The following is an 18,569-nucleotide window of genomic DNA, read 5'->3' as shown; positions in this document are numbered from 1 at the left end:
CAAACTCAGTGACAGTTTACCCGTCTGTTGACGGGTAACTGAAGTGACTTTAAACATACAAGGGCATCAGCCCGCACCAAACACCACTTACGCGTTTTTCAGCACTTCGCTGACAATCTCTACCGCTTCTTTCTCAATCTGCTGGCGGTGCTCAGCGCCGAGGAAGCTTTCGCAATAGATTTTATACGCGTCTTCCGTGCCGGACGGACGTGCGGCGAACCAGCCGTTGTCGGTCATCACTTTCAGACCGCCGATGGAGGCGCCGTTGCCCGGTGCCGCCGTCAGACGCGCGGTGATCGGGTCGCCTGCCAGAGTGCTTGCGCTGACCATCTCCGGAGAGAGTTTAGACAGGGCCGCTTTCTGGGCTGAGGTCGCGCTGGCCTGAATACGGTTGTAGCTTGGCGCACCGAAGCGTGCCGCCAGGTCATTATAATGTTCCTGCGGGTTTTTACCGGTGACCGCGGTGATTTCCGCCGCCAGCAGGCACATGATGATGCCGTCTTTATCGGTTGACCATGGCGTGCCGTCGAAGCGCAGGAAGGATGCCCCGGCGCTCTCTTCGCCACCAAAACCAAAGCTGCCGTCGTGCAGACCGTCAACGAACCATTTGAAGCCCACCGGCACTTCCACCAGCTTGCGGCCCAGCGCGTCAACCACGCGGTCGATCATCGCGGAGGAAACCAGCGTTTTACCGACGGCCACCTCTTTGCCCCACTGCGGACGATGCTGGAACAGGTAGTTGATCGCCACGGCCAGATAGTGGTTCGGGTTCATCAGCCCGGCAGGGGTGACGATGCCGTGACGGTCATAATCCGGGTCGTTCGCAAACGCCAGGTCGAATTTATCGCGCAGCGCCAGCAGGCCCGCCATCGCGCACTCGGAGGAGCAGTCCATGCGGATCGCGCCGTCTTTGTCCAGGTGCATAAAGCGGAAGGTCTGATCGACGTGATCGTTCACGATGGTCAGATCCAGCTTGTAGTGCTCGGCGATGCGCTTCCAGTATTCGATACCGGAGCCGCCCAGCGGATCCACGCCCAGCTTCAGGCCGGCTTTCTGGATTGCCGCCATATCGACGATATCCGCCAGCCCTTCCACGAACGGCTGAACCAGATCCTGCTCTTTCACGTGGCCCGACGCCATGGCCGCATCCAGAGAAATGCGCTTCACGCCTTTCAAACCATCAGCCAGAAGCGCGTTCGCACGATCTTCCACCACTTTGGTGACGTTGGTGTCTGCCGGACCGCCGTTAGGCGGATTGTATTTGATACCACCGTCTTCCGGCGGGTTGTGGGATGGCGTGATAACGATACCGTCAGCCAGCGCGCCCCCTTTTTTGTTGTGCACCAGGATGGCGTTAGAGACCGCAGGCGTTGGGGTGAAGCCGTTGTTCTCCTGAACAATCACGTCGACGCCGTTTGCCGCCAGCACTTCCAGCACGGAGATGAACGCCGGTTCAGACAGCGCATGGGTGTCTTTCCCCACGTAGCACGGACCGGTAACGCCGTTTTTAGCGCGCTCTTCCGCAATGGCCTGAGCAATGGCCAGAATGTGCGGTTCGTTAAAGCTATGGCGTGCCGCGCTGCCGCGGTGGCCGGATGTACCAAACTTCACTGCGTGTTCTGCGTTGCCCACGACCGGTTTCAGCACGTAATACTGCGCGGTCAGCTGAGCGACGTTAATCAAATCGCTTTGTTGTGCAGGTTGGCCTGCACGGCTGTGATTTGCCATTACCGGGTCCTTCTGATGCAAGGGTTAAATTGTACCGCAAACCTTTTCAATCAATTCCGCAGGGAACTGCATGGACTGCATGATGTGTTCAATCATGCTGCACTTGCGGCCCGTGTTGGTATTGGTGATCACCCAGTATGGGGTGCCAGGGACATGTTTAGGTTTGGTTTGGTTGCCATTTTGCAGCAGCGTCTGCTCGTCGCCCGCGAAATAGACGCGGGTACGACCGTGCAGCGACTCGGTCGCCTCAGCAAACGCTTTGTTATCCAGGGAATAAAGTGTAGACAGCACCAGCATAAAACGGTTAACCGCCTTTTTCTGCTCAGCGTATTCGTCGGAGAGCAGCAGTTCGCGCACCGCGCGGACTTTATCTTTTACCGGCGTCACGGCAGGTTTTGCTTGTGCAACAACGCTCGGCTGAGACACGACATCTTTGGTGACTGGGGTAGCAGGCTGTGAAGCGGCGGAAATTTTAAGCATGCGCCGTAAAATGTCGGACGCGCTCTCCCCGATATGCCGCGTCTGGCTGGCAATATACTGATAGAGTTCGTCATCAACTTCGATTGTTTTCATCTTAATCCAGTGCGATATCTTATCTGAATACAAGTCATTGGGATTATAAGGTCAAATCCCAACAGCGGATAGCGTCAAACCAGGTTGGCGGCAAAAGTCAGATTAAACTGGAACCTTGCGGCCGGGCGGCAGAATGGTCAACATGATACCCTAACCTGACATACGTAAAAAAAGAACTTTGCCATGAAATTGAATACCCGAGCGCAAACTGCACAATCGCCGAACAATAATTCTCCCATCGTACTGGTTCACGGCCTTTTTGGCAGCCTGGATAACCTCGGCGTGCTGGCGCGCGATCTGGTTACCGACCACGATATTGTGCAGGTCGATATGCGCAATCACGGTCTTTCGGGGCGTTCGGACGAGATGACCTACGCCGCGATGGCGCAGGACCTGCTGGATACGCTGGACGCCAACGGCCTGCAAAAGGTGACGCTCATTGGGCATTCAATGGGGGGCAAAGCGGTAATGGCCCTGACGGCGCTGGCGCCGGAGCGTATCAGCGGTCTGGTGGTGATTGACGTCGCGCCCGTGGATTATGACGTCCGCCGCCACGACGAGATTTTTGCCGCCATTAATGCGGTCACCGAAGCGGGTGTCGCCACACGCCAACAGGCGGCGGCCGTTATGCGTGAGCACCTTAATGAAGAGGGCGTCGTGCAGTTTCTGCTGAAGTCGTTTGTTGACGGACAGTGGCGTTTTAACGTGCCGGTACTCTGGGACCAGTACAACAATATCGTAGGCTGGGAAAGCGTCCCCGCCTGGCCGCACCCTACCCTCTTCATTCGCGGCGGCCACTCCCCTTACGTTACCGACGCGTACCGCGACGCCATACTGGCGCAATTCCCGCAGGCTCGCGCCCACGTGATTGCCGGTGCCGGACACTGGGTGCATGCGGAAAAACCGGAAGCCGTTCTGCGCGCCATCCGCCGCTATCTCGCTGATACGGCGAATTGATTAAAAAGGAAGCGACTGGAAGACTGCGGGCTTCCAGTCGTTGGCGTGCCGTTTTTGGTGATGTATGATGGCGCGCTTATCGCCCGGGCATTAGCAGGGCGGCGTGTTTCCCCCGAAGTCTCAGAATCATGGCCAAAGAACAAACGGACCGTACGACACTAGATCTGTTCGCGAACGAGCGTCGCCCGGGACGACCCAAGACGAATCCGCTTTCGCGCGATGAACAGCTGCGTATCAATAAACGCAACCAGCTTAAACGCGATAAAAATCGTGGGCTTAAGCGTGTCGAACTGAAGCTGAACGCCGACGCCGTCGATGCGCTTAACGAGCTGGCCGACGCGCGAAATATCAGCCGCAGCGAGCTCATTGAAGAGATGCTGATCGCCCAGCTTGAGACGTTACGCCGCCAGGCATAAGTCTGAAAATCCCCTTTATCGCCCTTTTCATGTAGCACAGAGTGCAGTCCTGCGCGATAGCTGTTTCCGCAGGGTTGCCAGTTCTGCTATTATTGCCCTTATCCGTGGCCGAATTGCGCCACCATACTATTAAGTTTCAAGAGGTTATTTTACTCATGGCAATCATCGGCATTTTCTTTGGCAGTGATACCGGCAATACCGAAAATATCGCAAAAAACATTCAGAAACAGCTCGGTAAAGACGTTGCTGATGTGCATGACATCGCCAAGAGCAGCAAAGAAGATCTGGAAGGCTATGACATTCTGCTGCTGGGTATCCCAACCTGGTACTACGGTGAAGCCCAGTGCGACTGGGATGATTTCTTCCCGACGCTGGAAGAAGTGGACTTCAACGGTAAGCTGGTCGCCCTGTTTGGCTGCGGCGATCAGGAAGACTACGCCGAATACTTCTGTGATGCGCTGGGCACCATCCGCGATATCATTGAGCCGAATGGCGCGGTTATCGTAGGCCACTGGCCGACCGCCGGTTACCACTTCGAAGCCTCTAAAGGCCTGGCCGATGACAATCACTTCGTGGGTCTGGCCATCGACGAAGACCGCCAGCCAGAACTGACCGCCGAGCGCGTTGAGAAGTGGGTGAAGCAGATCCGTGAAGAACTTCACCTGGACGCGATTCTTAACGCCTGATTTTTATCGCGGCGCAACCGCGGTTGCGCCCATGCCCCAGGTCAAACCGATTAAATTAATTGCTACAATCTTTTAACTTTTTCGCCCAGACCTGTACAATGTCTCCCTGATAAAATGGGTTTTCCATTGAGCAAGTTTGTTGGTGATACCCCATTTTTATAAGCATATTTTGCCTGAGACTTGCAGTTTTCATTTAGCCATGGCAGTTCTATAATGAGACGCATTATCCCAGGTGCATTTTCTGTCACTTCCTACAGAAGTGAATCGTTTAGCAACAGGACAGATTCCGCATGACTGACAACAATACCGCATTAAAGAAGGCTGGCCTGAAAGTTACGCTTCCTCGGTTAAAAATCCTCGAAGTGCTTCAGGGTCCAGACAATCACCATGTCAGTGCGGAAGACCTTTATAAACGTCTTATCGACATGGGTGAAGAGATTGGGCTGGCTACCGTTTATCGCGTGCTGAACCAGTTTGATGACGCGGGCATTGTTACCCGTCATAATTTCGAGGGCGGTAAATCTGTCTTCGAACTGACCCAGCAGCAGCACCACGATCACCTGATCTGCCTCGACTGCGGCAAGGTCATTGAATTTAGCGATGACTCCATCGAAGCGCGCCAGCGTGAAATCGCCGCGCGTCACGGCATCCGTCTGACCAACCACAGTCTGTACCTTTACGGTCACTGTGCTGAAGGCGATTGCCGCGAAGACGACCATGCGCACGATGCGAAATAATCGAGTGTTTATACTCTGAGCCAGCCGTAAGGTTGGCTTTTTTTTGCCTTAAAAAGCCCGGTGGCGCTGCGCTTACCGGGCCTACGGGCTATGACACCTGTGTAGGCCCAGTAAGCGCAGCGCCACCGGGCGTAAAAACAGCTCATTAGTTATTATTGCTGCGAATTTCCTGCCAGATCTTATCGCAACGCTTCGCCACTTCCTGATCGTTACCGGTTTTACGCGCCTGAATACAGGCCTGGTAATCCATCACGCGGACGTTCTCCTGCATCGCGAACTGCTCATGCGCTTTCTCTTTCTTGAGCACGTTCAGCACGCTCTGACAGGCTTCAATTTTTTCCGGCGAGCCCTCTGCAGTATTTATGCAGGCGCTATACGCCTCCTTCAGACGGGAGTCTTCTTTCGGTGCCTGCGTCTGGTTACACGCCACCAGCCCCGACGCCAGCAGCGCGACGATTACGATTTTTTTCATCATGTGCAGTCTCCATACCGGCGGGGCTCAGCCCGCCGGACGATTCATCAGAAGATTGTGAATGGGGCAATAACCATGAATTTCACGTCACGTTCATCCTGGAAGATGTTGCCGTAGCCGCCCGCATAGCTTGGGATATCGGAGTGGTTGTCGTACTGGGTAAAGTGCAGTTTGAACATCGTCCCTTTCGCGCGGCCATCCTGCAGGGTATAGATAGCATCAAGGCTGTAGGAAGACTCTTTCAGGCGATAGTTGGGATCGTAGTATGCGTCCGGCGTTGCCATATCGGCAGGTTTTGCATCCCAGGCGTAAGCGTAAGAAGCGCCCACCGCCCAGCCAGGCAGGTTCCAGTTTTTCAGGTCGTACATGGCGCCGAAGAAGACCGCTTTCTCGCCGTCGGCGTTGAAGTCTGAACGGTTATCCCACCAGATATCAAGACGACCGTTGGATGAGGCATAGGTCGGGGTCATACGCTGCAGGAAGTAGCCCTGCTGCCCTTCCGCCTTCACCCATGTGCCTTCCAGACGCAAATCAACCTGACCGACCTTATAGCCGAAGGTTAACGCCTGCAGCCACGCGCTGCCGTCATAAATGTCATTGACGCCGCCGTCGCTGACCTTGTCACGCGTACCGTAGAACTGGTAGCTGGTGCTCAGCGGGCTGCCTGCGATATCAAATTTGTAGCTGGCTTTAGCAAAATACTGATCGATATAGCCTTCCGCCTGACCAAATGCGGCTTCCAGTACCAGATCGTTTTTGAAGTCATACTTCGCGCCCAGCGAGTGCAGGTAATCGACTTTGGTTTTCTTATCGTTCTGGTAGAACTTGTCCATCTCAATGTGCCAAGGTGCTTTGTACTCGTTGGTCCACATATAGGAGAAGCTCAGCGCCCCCGCATCACCGTAGTCAAAGTTAGCCCCGGCTTCCGCACCCTGATAGGTGCCCGGCATAAAGCTCCAGTGCGGGGCTAACAGGGTCTGGCCGGTTGGCTGGATGTATCCGCCACGCGCCCATACCGGACCGTACTTAAATTTCGCAGCCGCTTTGTAAAGGCTGATACCGCTCTTATCCCCGGACCAGTCTTCATCATAGGCTTTGTTGCTGGAGGAGAAGGCGATTTCGTTCGGGTGGCCGCTGTCGCCGTTTTCCGCCATTTCGATTGCGGTAAACGCAGCAATATCCAGACCGAACATATCGGCGGCATAGCCTGACTGGAAGTCCAGGTTGGCGTTCCAGGTGGAGTGTGAAAGATTGGTTTTATATTTGTCTTCGTTGACGTCTTTACGGTCACGCTCGCGCTGCCAGTAATAGATACCGCCCGTGAGGGTAGAATCGTCGATGAACCCTGCCGCTTTCGCTTCTGGCGTCACCACCAGGCCCGACATTGCTGTCACACCGGCAATAGCCAGCGCCAGCGCACTACGTTTGCCACTGAACGTACGCATAGATTATTCCTCTTTGACGAATTAAAACGCCTGAAACGGCGTAAATAAAAAAGACCAAATGGTCAGGGGTAGTTTTAAATACCCTCGAATTAACTACCGTCTTTAGGTTATTTTTCGCGACGCGAATTATCAATGCTTTTCAGCGGGCAAAAGTCAGGATTATGACGAAGTGCACATAATTGGTAGTGCTTTGTAACATTTGCAGTGAAGCGAGGAATGACGGGGAATTGTCAGGTATTTCAGTTAGTAGACGCGGGATTTCTTTTCTTTTTTATAACCTTTTTGATTTTCGTAATGACACAAACTTTTTTTTGAAAAATAAGTAGCACCTCATTGACCTGTTATTTTCATAAGGCTGCTTTAGGCCCTGGCTTAATACCCTGATCGTTATATAAAAAAACGCCGCATAGTGCGGCGTTTGTCTCTCATTGACCAGAGCAGCAATATTATTCGCCGATCTTCGTCCAGGTGTCACGCAGGCCGACGGTACGGTTGAATACCGGTTTTTCCGCCGTGCTGTAACGGCTGTCCAGGCAGAAGTAACCTTCGCGTTCGAACTGGAACGCTTTGCCTGCTTCAGCCGCTTTCAGGGACGGCTCAGCGTAGCCCTGCTTGATGACCAGAGATTCCGGATTGATGGTCGCCAGGAAGTCTTCCGCCGCACCTGGGTTAGGCACGCTGAACAGACGATCGTACAGACGGATCTCTACCGGCAGCGCGTGAGATGCGCTCACCCAGTGAATAACGCCTTTCACCTTGCGGCCATCGGCAGGATCCTTGCTCAGCGTTTCCGCATCGTAAGAACAGAAGATGGTGGTGATATTCCCTTCTGCATCTTTCTCAACGCGCTCGGCTTTGATCACGTAAGCGTTACGCAGACGCACTTCTTTACCCAGCACCAGACGCTTGTACTGCTTGTTGGCTTCTTCGCGGAAGTCAGCGCGGTCAATCCAGATCTCGCCGCTGAACGGCACGTCACGGCTGCCCATTTCCGGTTTGTTCGGATGGTTAGGCATGGCAACCAGCTCGCTCGCACCCTGCGGATAGTTTTCGATCACCAGTTTTACCGGGTCGATAACCGCCATCGCGCGCGGGGCGTTTTCGTTCAGGTCTTCGCGGATACAGGACTCCAGAGAGGCCATCTCGATGGTGTTGTCCTGCTTGGTCACGCCGATGCGCTTGCAGAACTCACGAATAGAGGCCGCCGTGTAACCGCGACGGCGCAGACCAGAGATGGTTGGCATGCGTGGGTCATCCCAGCCTTCAACGTGCTTGTCAGTCACCAGCAGGTTCAGCTTACGCTTGGACATCACGGTGTATTCCAGATTCAGACGAGAGAACTCGTACTGACGCGGATGCACAGGAATGGTGATGTTATCCAGCACCCAGTCGTACAGGCGACGGTTGTCCTGGAACTCCAGCGTACACAGGGAGTGCGTAATGCCTTCCAGCGCATCGCTGATGCAGTGGGTGAAGTCGTACATCGGGTAGATGCACCACTTGTTGCCGGTCTGGTGGTGTTCTGCGAACTTGATGCGGTACAGCACCGGATCGCGCATCACGATGAACGGAGACGCCATGTCGATTTTGGCACGGAGGCAGGCTTTGCCTTCTTCGAAGCCACCGGCACGCATTTTTTCAAACAGCGCCAGGTTCTCTTCCACGCTGCGATCGCGGAACGGGCTGTTTTTGCCCGGCGCGGTCAGCGTGCCGCGGTACTCACGGATCTCATCTGCAGACAGTTCGTCAACATACGCCAGACCTTTGTTGATAAGCTCTACCGCGTAGGCATACAGCTTATCAAAATAGTCAGAGGAGTAGCAGATATCGCCAGACCAGTTGAAGCCCAGCCATTGCACGTCATTCTTGATGGACTCAACGTATTCGATGTCTTCTTTTGCTGGGTTGGTGTCATCGAAACGCAGGTTGCACTGTCCCTGGTAATCTTGCGCAATGCCAAAGTTCAGGCAAATGGACTTCGCATGCCCGATATGCAGGTAGCCGTTCGGCTCCGGCGGGAAGCGGGTATGTATTGTGGTGTGCTTACCACTGGCCAGATCTTCATCGATGATCTGACGAATAAAGTTACTCGGGCGGGCTTCTGCCTCACTCATCGTGGATTCCTCAAAGCGTAAACAACGTATAACGGCATATGATCTTATAAGCCGGACGAAGAGACAACCCTTATGTAACGGAAAAACCGTTACCAATAAAAAAAGCGGCGGAGGATATCCCCCGCCGCTTAAGGCATGACTCTACTCAGGAGCGATTACTTGCCTTTAATCTCATACAGCGGGGTTTGACCTGCAACAACCTGACCTTTCGCCTGGATGACCAGACCGCTGAAGTCGTCGATGTTGCTGCAAACCACCGGGCTTATCATGGAGCGTGCGTTGACGTTCAGGAAGTCCAGATCCATTTCCAGAACCGGCTGCCCGGCCACCACTTCAGCGCCCTCTTCCACCAGGCGAGTAAAGCCTTTACCGTTCAGCGCCACGGTATCAATGCCCATGTGGACCACGATCTCCGCGCCATTTTCGGTTTCAAGGCAGAACGCGTGGTTGGTGTTGAAGATTTTCACGATGGTACCGGCTGCTGGAGACACAACGGTTTTATCCGTTGGTTTCACCGCCACGCCGTCACCGACCGCTTTGCTGGCAAAGGCTTCGTCAGGTACCTGCTCAAGGTCAACCACGTCACCCGTTACCGGAGAGACCAGAGCAGCAACCGTTACGGCGTTAGGCACGGCCTGCGGCTTCGCGACTGGGGCAGCCGTCGCCACAGGTGTGCTGTCGGCTGATGCCGCTGCGACCGGGCCACGGGCAACCACTTTCTTCATTTCGTCACCGATAGATTCCGCTTTGGCACCCACGATGACCTGGATAGTTTGTTTGTTCAGCTTAACGACGCCAGATGCGCCAAGACGTTTACACATTGCGTCGCTGACGCGCGCAGAGTCGCCCACGGTCAGACGCAGACGGGTAATACAGGCATCAATGGCTTTCAGGTTGTCGGTACCGCCGACTGCGGCAATGTAGCTGGTTGCCAGCTGGGTTAAACCTTCTTCGGTATTGCTGTTGGCTTCGCTGGTCACAACGTCATCAGTGGTGTCTTCGCGGCCCGGCGTTTTGAGGTTAAACATACGAATAACCGCGGTGAACAGGACGAAGTAGATAACGAAGAAGGCCGCGCCCATGACCACCAGCATCCAGACGTTCTTGCTTGCCGCCGGCAGGTTGTACATCAGCACGTAGTCGATCGCGCCTGCGGAGAAGGAGAAGCCCGCATGAATGCCCAGCAGGGTTGCCACAAACAGGCTGATACCGGTTAACACCGCGTGCATCAGGTACAGCAGCGGAGCCAGGAACATGAACAGGAATTCCAGAGGCTCGGTTACGCCGGTCAGGAATGCGGTAATGGCCACTGACAGCAGCATACCGCCGACCATTGGACGACGCGCCTTTGGCGCTGCCAGGTACATTGCCAGCGCAGCGCCCGGCAGACCAAACATCATGATTGGGAAGAAGCCGGACATAAACATGCCCGCGGTGCCGTCACCCGCGTAGAAGCGGTTGATGTCGCCGTGGAAAATCGTGCCTGCCGCGTTGGTGAACTCACCAATCTGGAACCAGGCGATGGTATTGAGGACCTGATGCAGACCGGTTGGGATCAGCAGACGGTTAATGAAACCGAAGATGCCCGCGCCCAAAGCGCCTGCAGAGACGATCCACTCGCCGCCCGCATGGATAGCATGCTGCACCGGTGGCCAAACGTAGCCAAAGATGGCGGCCAGTACCAGACAGAAGAAGCCTGTGGCGATCGGCACGAAACGTTTGCCGCCAAAGAAGCTCAGGAAGTCTGGCAGCTTGATGTTCGCCCAGCGGTTGTACACCGCACCGCCGACCAGGCCGGTAATGATACCCGCCAGTACGCCCATGTTGATTTCGGGGTTAATCGTTACCATCGCTTTCGTCAGGATGAAATAACCGACTGCCCCTGCCAGTGCTGCGGCACCCGCGCTGTCTTTTGACCAGCTAGAGGCAACACCGATGGCGAAAATCAGCGCCAGGTTGTCAAAAATGGCACCGCCCGCCTGAGCAATAAACGGTACGTTAAGAAGATCGGGTTGCCCGAATCGCAGCAGCAGCGCTGCAACCGGTAGCACGGCGATAGGGAGCTGCAAAGCCCTACCGAGGCGCTGGAAAAAACCTAAAATATTCATCCTATTCCCCCTACGAGACCCTTTTCAGGCTCGCGCATAAACTATGTTTTTATTGTGTCGCTAACGATAGATACCGTTGATAATTCACTGGCAGTCTGAGTGTGTGAAAAATTAATTCGTATCGCAAATTAAACACCTATTTTTTGTGATTTTTGTCACCAAATATCGTATTCAGCCCTCCCTTTCACTGGCTAACAGCGAAAACTTATTTTATCATTCAAAAAATCAAGACGGATTGATCCGGCCTGAAAGTTTCCAGGTTACGCTTTAGTATCAGGTTCCGAAGCCATCCGCCCACTCTTCTACTTAAACTTTGAGGTGAACAATGAGACTGATTCCCCTGGCAACGGCTGAACAAGTCGGTAAATGGGCCGCTCGCCATATCGTTAACCGCATTAACGCGTTTAAACCGACCGCCGATCGTCCTTTCGTTCTTGGTCTTCCAACCGGCGGCACGCCGCTGACCGCCTACAAGGCGCTGGTTGAGATGCATAAAGCAGGCCAGGTTAGCTTCAAACATGTTGTCACCTTCAATATGGATGAATACGTTGGCTTACCGAAAGAGCATCCGGAAAGCTACCATAGCTTCATGCACCGTAATTTCTTTGATCACGTTGATATCCCTGCTGAAAACATTAACCTGCTGAATGGAAATGCGCCTGATATTGACGCAGAATGCCGTCAGTATGAAGAAAAAATCCGTTCTTACGGTAAAATCCACCTGTTTATGGGCGGCGTGGGCAACGATGGTCATATCGCGTTTAACGAACCGGCGTCATCTCTGGCTTCCCGCACCCGTATTAAAACGCTGACCCATGACACGCGCGTGGCAAACTCCCGCTTCTTTGACGGTGACGTGAACCAGGTTCCAAAATACGCCCTGACCGTTGGCGTAGGCACCCTGCTGGATGCTGAAGAAGTGATGATTCTGGTGCTGGGCGGCGTGAAGGCGCAAGCGCTCCAGGCTGCCGTTGAAGGCAACGTTAACCACATGTGGACCATCAGCTGCCTGCAGCTGCACCCTAAATCAGTCATCGTCTGCGACGAGCCGTCCACGATGGAGCTTAAAGTGAAGACGCTGAAATACTTCAACGAGTTAGAAGCCGAGAACATCAAAGGTCTGTAATTGAATAACCGCCTCTGCATCAAGAGGCGGCCGCTTTTTTTAACCGGGGGTCGTTATGTACGCTTTAACCCACGGTCGGATTTATACCGGCCATGAAATTCTGGATGACCATGCGATTGTTATCGCAAATGGCCTGATTGAACGTGTTTGCCCGCTGGCAGAACTGCCGCCGGAGATTGAACAGCGCTCACTCAATGGAGCAGTAATCTCCCCCGGTTTCATCGACGTACAGCTGAACGGCTGCGGCGGTGTGCAATTCAATGACACTGCGGATGCGGTGACGGTCGAAACGCTGGAGATCATGCAGAAAGCCAACGAGAAATCGGGCTGCACCAGCTATCTGCCAACGCTCATCACCAGCAGCGATGACCTGATGAAGCAGGGCATCCGCGTGATGCGTGAATACCTGGCTAAACATCCGAATCAGGCGCTCGGTCTGCACCTTGAAGGGCCATGGCTGAACATGGTCAAGAAAGGGACGCATAACCCAGACTATGTGCGTAAACCTGACGCGGAGCTGGTTGATTACATGTGTGCCAACGCCGATGTAATCGCCAAAGTCACCCTGGCGCCTGAAATGACGGGCACGGACGTCATCAGCAAACTGGCTGCTGCCGGAATTATCGTTTCAGCTGGCCACTCAAACGCCACGCTGAAAGAAGCGAAAGCCGGTTTCCGCGCGGGCATTACCTTTGCGACGCATCTTTATAACGCCATGCCGTATATCACGGGGCGTGAACCCGGTCTGGTCGGGGCGATTCTGGATGAGCCAGACGTCTACTGCGGCATTATCGCGGACGGCTTACACGTCGATTACACCAACATTCGCAACGCGAAGCGGCTGAAAGGTGACAAGCTTTGTCTCGTGACCGATGCCACCGCACCGGCAGGTGCAAATATTGAGCAGTTCATTTTTGCCGGTAAAACAATATACTACCGCAATGGACTGTGTGTGGATGAAAACGGTACGCTGAGCGGTTCCTCTCTGACCATGATTGAAGGGGTGCGTAACCTGGTTGAACATTGCGGGATTGCGCTTGATGAAGTCCTGCGTATGGCAACCCTTTATCCGGCTCGCGCAATCGGCGTGGATAAACAGCTCGGCGGAATTGCACCAGGTATGGTTGCAAACCTGACGGCATTCACACACGATTATAAAATTATTAAGACCATCGTTAATGGTAACGAGGTCGTCACTGAGTAAGTAAAAGTATGACACCTGGCGGACAAGCTCAAATCGGTAATGTCGATCTCGTTAAACAACTTAACAGTGCGGCAGTGTACCGCCTGATTGACCAACACGGCCCCATCTCGCGGATTCAGATAGCCGAACAAAGCCAGCTTGCTCCCGCCAGCGTGACAAAAATTACCCGTCAGCTCATTGAGCGCGGTTTGATCAAAGAAGTCGATCAGCAGGCCTCCACCGGGGGCCGCCGCGCCATCTCCATCATCACCGAAACCCGCAATTTTCAGGCCATTGGCGTCCGGTTGGGCCGTCATGACACCACGCTCACGCTGTACGATCTGAGCAGTAAAGCCATTGCGGAAGAGCACTATCCTCTTCCGGAGCGCACCCAGGAGACGCTGGAGCATGCGCTGCTGAATACCATTGCGACGTTTATTGAAAGCTGCCAGCGCAAAATCCGCGAACTCATCGCCATCTCCGTGATTCTGCCCGGCCTGGTCGACCCGGAAAGCGGCGTGATCCGCTATATGCCGCACATTCAGGTGGAAAACTGGGCGCTGGTCGACGCGCTGGAAAAGCGTTTTAAGGTGACCTGCTTTGTGGGCCACGACATACGCTCGCTGGCGCTGGCAGAGCACTACTTTGGTGCGAGCCAGGACTGTGAAGACTCTATTCTGGTGCGCGTTCACCGCGGAACGGGGGCCGGTATTATCTCTAATGGCCGTATTTTTATTGGTCGCAACGGTAACGTTGGCGAGATCGGCCACATTCAGGTTGAGCCCCTCGGGGAGCGCTGCCACTGCGGCAATTTCGGCTGTCTTGAGACCATTGCCGCCAACACGGCCATCGAGCAGCGCGTTCGCCATCTCCTTGAACAGGGTTACCAAAGCCGCGTCACGCTGGACGACTGCAAGATAGGCACCATCTGCAAAGCCGCCAATAAAGGCGACGCGCTGGCCTGCGAGGTGATCGAGCAGGTTGGACGTCATCTGGGGAAAACCATCGCCATCGCCATCAACCTGTTTAATCCACAAAAAGTGGTCATCGCCGGTGAAATAGTGGAGGCGGAAAAGGTGCTGCTCCCCGCCATTGAAGGCTGTATTAACACCCAGGCGCTGAAAGCATTCCGCCAGAACCTTCCGGTGGTGCGTTCAAAGCTGGATCATCGCTCCGCGATTGGCGCATTCGCGCTGGTAAAACGCGCCATGCTCAACGGAATTCTGCTGCAGCATTTGCTGGAAAGCTGATCGGACCTTATAGTAACGCCTTCTTTTTTTGATGCCGGACTGTCCATGACCATTAAGAATGTAATTTGTGATATCGACGGCGTGCTGATGCACGATAACGTTGCCGTGCCGGGTGCTGCGGAGTTTCTTCACCGCATCATCGACAAAGGAATGCCACTGGTTCTGCTCACGAACTACCCTTCTCAGACCGGTCAGGATCTGGCAAACCGCTTTGCCACGGCGGGTGTCGACGTGCCGGACAGCGTGTTTTATACCTCGGCGATGGCCACGGCGGATTTCCTGAAGCGTCAGGAAGGGAAAAAGGCCTACGTCGTCGGTGAAGGCGCGCTGATCCACGAGCTGTATAAAGCAGGCTTTACCATCACCGACGTGAACCCGGACTTCGTGATTGTCGGCGAGACGCGTTCCTTTAACTGGGAAATGATGCATAAGGCGGCCTACTTTGTCGCCAGCGGCGCGCGCTTTATCGCCACCAACCCGGATACGCACGGTCGCGGTTTTTATCCGGCCTGCGGCGCGCTGTGCGCCGGTATCGAAAAAATCTCTGGTCGCCAGCCGTTTGTTGTCGGTAAGCCCAGCCCGTGGATCATCCGTGCCGCCCTCAATAAGATGCAGGCGCACTCAGAAGAGACGGTGATTGTCGGCGACAACCTGCGCACCGACATTCTGGCCGGCTTCCAGGCGGGTCTGGAGACGATTCTGGTTCTCTCCGGCGTCTCTCAACTTGATGACATTGATTCGATGCCGTTCCGGCCGAGCTGGATTTACCCCTCCGTCGATGAAATTGACATTATCTGATACCTAACCACGCCTCAGGGCGTGGTTTTTTATTTTCTCGCCTGAAAAACACCACCACATCTAACAAAAAAGCGGCTTCATTGCATAATCATCAATAAATCAGCGCTCGCCATACGCTTTTTTCACCGATCCGCAACCGCCATTGCACTATTTCCGTTTTCGCCCGTAAAACGCTTGCGCGCCCTGCCCCTTTGCGGCATTTTCATAAGCAAGCAACATTACAAAGCAACAGGGTTAACGGAGAAGGTTATGTGTTCAATTTTTGGCGTACTGGATATTAAAACTGACGCGGGCGAACTGCGTAAAAAGGCACTCGAACTGTCCCGCCTGATGCGCCATCGCGGACCGGACTGGTCAGGCGTTTACGCCAGTGACAAAGCGATTCTGGCTCACGAACGTCTGTCTATTGTTGACGTCAACGCCGGTGCACAGCCGCTGTATAACGAGAAAAAAACGTACGCGCTGGCTGTTAACGGTGAAATCTATAACCATCAGGCGCTGCGCGCCGAGTATGGCGACCGCTACGCGTTCCAGACCGGGTCCGACTGTGAAGTGATCCTGGCGCTGTATCAGGAGAAAGGGCCCGAGTTCCTGGACGACCTGCAGGGCATGTTTGCCTTCGCCCTGTACGACAGCGAAAAAGACGCCTATCTGATTGGCCGCGACCACATCGGTATTATCCCGCTGTACATGGGCCACGATGAACACGGCAACTTCTATGTTGCTTCTGAAATGAAGGCCCTGGTACCGGTCTGCCGCACCATTAAAGAGTTCCCTGCAGGCAGCTACCTGTGGAGCAAAGACGGCGAGATCCGTCAGTATTACCAGCGCGACTGGTTCGACTATGACGCGGTTAAAGATAACGTCACGGACAAAGCCGAGCTGCGTCAGGCGCTGGAAGATTCCGTGAAAAGCCACCTGATGTCTGACGTACCTTACGGCGTACTGCTCTCCGGCGGTCTGGACTCCTCCGTGATCTCCGCGATCACCAAGAAATTTGCCGCTCGCCGCGTGGAGGATCAGGAGCGCTCCGAAGCCTGGTGGCCGCAGCTGCACTCCTTTGCCGTAGGTCTTGAAGGGGCACCTGACCTGAAAGCCGCGCAGGAGGTGGCAAACCACCTGGGCACCGTGCACCATGAAATTCACTTCACCGTGCAGGAAGGCCTGGATGCGATCCGCGATGTGATCTACCACATTGAAACCTATGACGTAACCACTATTCGCGCCTCAACGCCGATGTACCTGATGTCGCGTAAGATCAAGGCGATGGGCATCAAGATGGTGCTCTCCGGTGAAGGCTCTGACGAAGTGTTTGGCGGCTACCTGTACTTCCACAAAGCGCCGAACGCCAAAGAGCTGCACGAAGAGACCGTGCGTAAACTGCAGGCGCTGCACATGTTTGACTGCGCGCGCGCTAACAAGGCGATGTCCGCCTGGGGCGTGGAAGCACGCGTGCCGTTCCTGGATAAGAAATTCCTCGACGTCGCGATGCGCATCAACCCGCAGGACAAAATGTGCGGCAACGGTAAAATGGAAAAACATATCCTGCGCGAATGTTTTGAATCCTATCTGCCGGCGAGCGTGGCGTGGCGTCAAAAAGAGCAGTTCTCCGATGGCGTGGGCTATAGCTGGATCGACACCCTGAAAGAGGTCGCGGCGAAACAGGTTTCTGACCAACAGTTGGAAACCGCAAGCTTCCGCTTCCCGTACAACACGCCGGGTTCGAAAGAGGCATATCTGTACCGCGAGATCTTTGAAGAATTGTTCCCGGTACCGAGCGCTGCCGAGTGTGTGCCTGGCGGTCCGTCCGTCGCCTGCTCTTCCGCTAAAGCCATTGAATGGGATGAATCTTTCAAATCCATGAACGATCCGTCAGGACGCGCGGTAGGCGTTCACCAGTCTGCCTACAAATAATCATGACGATTCTAATCAGGCCCCTCCGGGGCCTTTTTTTTGCCTTGCATTTCACTCTCGAAAAACGATTAATAACCAATAATTGCCGAATATTCGGTCATGCTGTTCGCAACCTAACCAAACAGTCACATTCCGGCTATTTTCGTTGAAAAAGGTGTTGACGCTGCAAGGGTCTATACGCATAATGCGCCCCGCAACGCCGATAAGGTAACGCGAAAAAAGATGGCTACGTAGCTCAGTTGGTTAGAGCACATCACTCATAATGATGGGGTCACAGGTTCGAATCCCGTCGTAGCCACCATCTTTTTTGCGGGAGTGGCGAAATTGGTAGACGCACCAGATTTAGGTTCTGGCGCCGCAAGGTGTGCGAGTTCAAGTCTCGCCTCCCGCACCATTCCCAAGTATGCGTTGCACGGATGGGGTATCGCCAAGCGGTAAGGCACCGGTTTTTGATACCGGCATTCCCTGGTTCGAATCCAGGTACCCCAGCCATATTTCTTCGATTTTGCGGTTCTCCGCGGTATTGGGGTATCGCCAAGCGGTAAGGCACCGGTTTTTGATACCGGCATTCCCTGGTTCGAATCCAGGTACCCCAGCCATCGAAGATTGCAGTACTGGCTACGTAGCTCAGTTGGTTAGAGCACATCACTCATAATGATGGGGTCACAGGTTCGAATCCCGTCGTAGCCACCAAATTAAGATTGTTGATTTATCGGCAATCAAAACAAATTGTTGGGGTATCGCCAAGCGGTAAGGCACCGGATTCTGATTCCGGCATTCCGAGGTTCGAATCCTCGTACCCCAGCCAATTTAAAAAGTCGTTCAGCAGTTTGCTCAACGCAATTGGGGTGTCGCCAAGCGGTAAGGCTCTGGTTTCTGATACCAGCATTCCGGGGTTCGAATCCCTGCACCCCAGCCACTTAGTAACAAAAAAGCCCGCTCTGCGGGCTTTTTTGTTTTTGTTGTTCATAATGCCTGATGCCCACTCACCCTAACCCTCTCCCCATGTACAGTCCGGGGACATAGTGAACACTTGTTCGGGGACATGGTAGACACTTACAA

The 18,569-nt window shown here is 54.2% G+C and carries 15 protein-coding genes and 7 tRNA genes; 16 read left to right on the top strand and 6 right to left on the bottom strand.

The genetic code is table 11. The features are described from left to right. Nucleotides 1–87 precede the first annotated feature (87 nt). Together pgm and seqA are read right to left on the bottom strand one after the other, a co-directional pair. The gene (gene pgm / locus L6R44_RS24565) at nt 88–1,728 is read right to left on the bottom strand and encodes a phosphoglucomutase (alpha-D-glucose-1,6-bisphosphate-dependent) (RefSeq protein WP_088127008.1); all 1,641 of its coding nucleotides are present in this window, start codon (nt 1,726–1,728) and stop codon (nt 88–90) included. A gap of 24 nt (nt 1,729–1,752) precedes the next feature. After that, nucleotides 1,753–2,301 carry a replication initiation negative regulator SeqA gene (seqA, locus tag L6R44_RS24560; RefSeq protein ID WP_032638886.1) on the bottom strand — a complete coding sequence of 183 codons (549 nt, stop codon included), beginning with the start codon at nt 2,299–2,301 and terminating at the stop codon, nt 1,753–1,755. Between the two features lie 183 nt (nt 2,302–2,484). On the opposite strand from seqA, the gene ybfF reads away from it, so the two are divergent. From ybfF to fur, 4 genes are all read left to right on the top strand, one after another. Beyond that, nucleotides 2,485–3,258 (top strand): esterase, encoded by a 774-nt coding sequence (gene ybfF, locus L6R44_RS24555; protein WP_237425663.1) that lies wholly within the window; start codon nt 2,485–2,487, stop codon nt 3,256–3,258. 128 nt (nt 3,259–3,386) lie between these two features. Further along, nucleotides 3,387–3,674 carry a LexA regulated protein gene (gene ybfE, locus L6R44_RS24550; protein ID WP_032638882.1) on the top strand — a complete coding sequence of 96 codons (288 nt, stop codon included), beginning with the start codon at nt 3,387–3,389 and terminating at the stop codon, nt 3,672–3,674. A 155-nt stretch (nt 3,675–3,829) separates the two neighbouring features. Next, a complete protein-coding gene (gene fldA / locus L6R44_RS24545; RefSeq protein ID WP_237425662.1) occupies nt 3,830–4,360 on the top strand; it encodes a flavodoxin FldA in 531 nt (176 codons plus the stop codon). Nucleotides 4,361–4,650: 290 nt separating this feature from the next. Continuing rightward, the gene (fur, locus tag L6R44_RS24540) at nt 4,651–5,097 is read left to right on the top strand and encodes a ferric iron uptake transcriptional regulator (RefSeq protein ID WP_014169146.1); all 447 of its coding nucleotides are present in this window, start codon (nt 4,651–4,653) and stop codon (nt 5,095–5,097) included. A gap of 145 nt (nt 5,098–5,242) precedes the next feature. Here fur and chiQ read toward each other — a convergent pair whose 3' ends face one another. From chiQ to nagE, 4 genes are all read right to left on the bottom strand, one after another. Continuing rightward, nucleotides 5,243–5,569 carry a ChiQ/YbfN family lipoprotein gene (gene chiQ / locus L6R44_RS24535; protein ID WP_237425664.1) on the bottom strand — a complete coding sequence of 109 codons (327 nt, stop codon included), beginning with the start codon at nt 5,567–5,569 and terminating at the stop codon, nt 5,243–5,245. Nucleotides 5,570–5,616: 47 nt separating this feature from the next. After that, nucleotides 5,617–7,014 (bottom strand): chitoporin ChiP, encoded by a 1,398-nt coding sequence (gene chiP, locus L6R44_RS24530; protein ID WP_237425661.1) that lies wholly within the window; start codon nt 7,012–7,014, stop codon nt 5,617–5,619. A gap of 446 nt (nt 7,015–7,460) precedes the next feature. Next, on the bottom strand, nt 7,461–9,128 hold the full coding sequence (glnS, locus tag L6R44_RS24525; protein ID WP_237425660.1) for a glutamine--tRNA ligase: 1,668 nt from the start codon (nt 9,126–9,128) through the stop codon (nt 7,461–7,463). Between the two features lie 155 nt (nt 9,129–9,283). Beyond that, entirely contained in the window at nt 9,284–11,236 is a 1,953-nt protein-coding gene (gene nagE / locus L6R44_RS24520) for a PTS N-acetyl glucosamine transporter subunit IIABC (protein ID WP_237425659.1), read from the bottom strand. 325 nt (nt 11,237–11,561) lie between these two features. On the opposite strand from nagE, the gene nagB reads away from it, so the two are divergent. From nagB to L6R44_RS24460, 12 genes are all read left to right on the top strand, one after another. Next, complete coding sequence (nagB, locus tag L6R44_RS24515) at nt 11,562–12,362, top strand: glucosamine-6-phosphate deaminase (protein WP_028012356.1); 801 nt, start codon at nt 11,562–11,564, stop codon at nt 12,360–12,362. A gap of 55 nt (nt 12,363–12,417) precedes the next feature. Beyond that, a complete protein-coding gene (gene nagA / locus L6R44_RS24510) occupies nt 12,418–13,566 on the top strand; it encodes an N-acetylglucosamine-6-phosphate deacetylase (protein WP_237425658.1) in 1,149 nt (382 codons plus the stop codon). 8 nt (nt 13,567–13,574) lie between these two features. After that, complete coding sequence (gene nagC, locus L6R44_RS24505) at nt 13,575–14,795, top strand: DNA-binding transcriptional regulator NagC (protein ID WP_032638870.1); 1,221 nt, start codon at nt 13,575–13,577, stop codon at nt 14,793–14,795. Between the two features lie 45 nt (nt 14,796–14,840). Continuing rightward, nucleotides 14,841–15,593 carry a ribonucleotide monophosphatase NagD gene (gene nagD / locus L6R44_RS24500; protein ID WP_023310763.1) on the top strand — a complete coding sequence of 251 codons (753 nt, stop codon included), beginning with the start codon at nt 14,841–14,843 and terminating at the stop codon, nt 15,591–15,593. A 249-nt stretch (nt 15,594–15,842) separates the two neighbouring features. Then, on the top strand, nt 15,843–17,507 hold the full coding sequence (gene asnB / locus L6R44_RS24495; protein WP_237425657.1) for an asparagine synthase B: 1,665 nt from the start codon (nt 15,843–15,845) through the stop codon (nt 17,505–17,507). 224 nt (nt 17,508–17,731) lie between these two features. After that, a tRNA-Met gene (locus tag L6R44_RS24490) sits at nt 17,732–17,808 on the top strand. Nucleotides 17,809–17,816: 8 nt separating this feature from the next. Further along, nucleotides 17,817–17,901 (top strand) — tRNA-Leu (locus L6R44_RS24485). Between the two features lie 23 nt (nt 17,902–17,924). Further along, nucleotides 17,925–17,999, top strand: a tRNA-Gln gene (locus tag L6R44_RS24480). A gap of 32 nt (nt 18,000–18,031) precedes the next feature. Beyond that, nucleotides 18,032–18,106 (top strand) — tRNA-Gln (locus L6R44_RS24475). 17 nt (nt 18,107–18,123) lie between these two features. Next, nucleotides 18,124–18,200, top strand: a tRNA-Met gene (locus L6R44_RS24470). Nucleotides 18,201–18,240: 40 nt separating this feature from the next. Continuing rightward, nucleotides 18,241–18,315 (top strand) — tRNA-Gln (locus tag L6R44_RS24465). A gap of 36 nt (nt 18,316–18,351) precedes the next feature. Continuing rightward, a tRNA-Gln gene (locus tag L6R44_RS24460) sits at nt 18,352–18,426 on the top strand. Nucleotides 18,427–18,569 lie beyond the last annotated feature (143 nt).

Origin of the sequence: Enterobacter cloacae complex sp. ECC445 (assembly GCF_021892025.1) — a bacterium.
Lineage (GTDB): Bacteria > Pseudomonadota > Gammaproteobacteria > Enterobacterales > Enterobacteriaceae > Enterobacter > Enterobacter chengduensis.
This window is presented reverse-complemented; position numbering and strand designations above follow the sequence as displayed.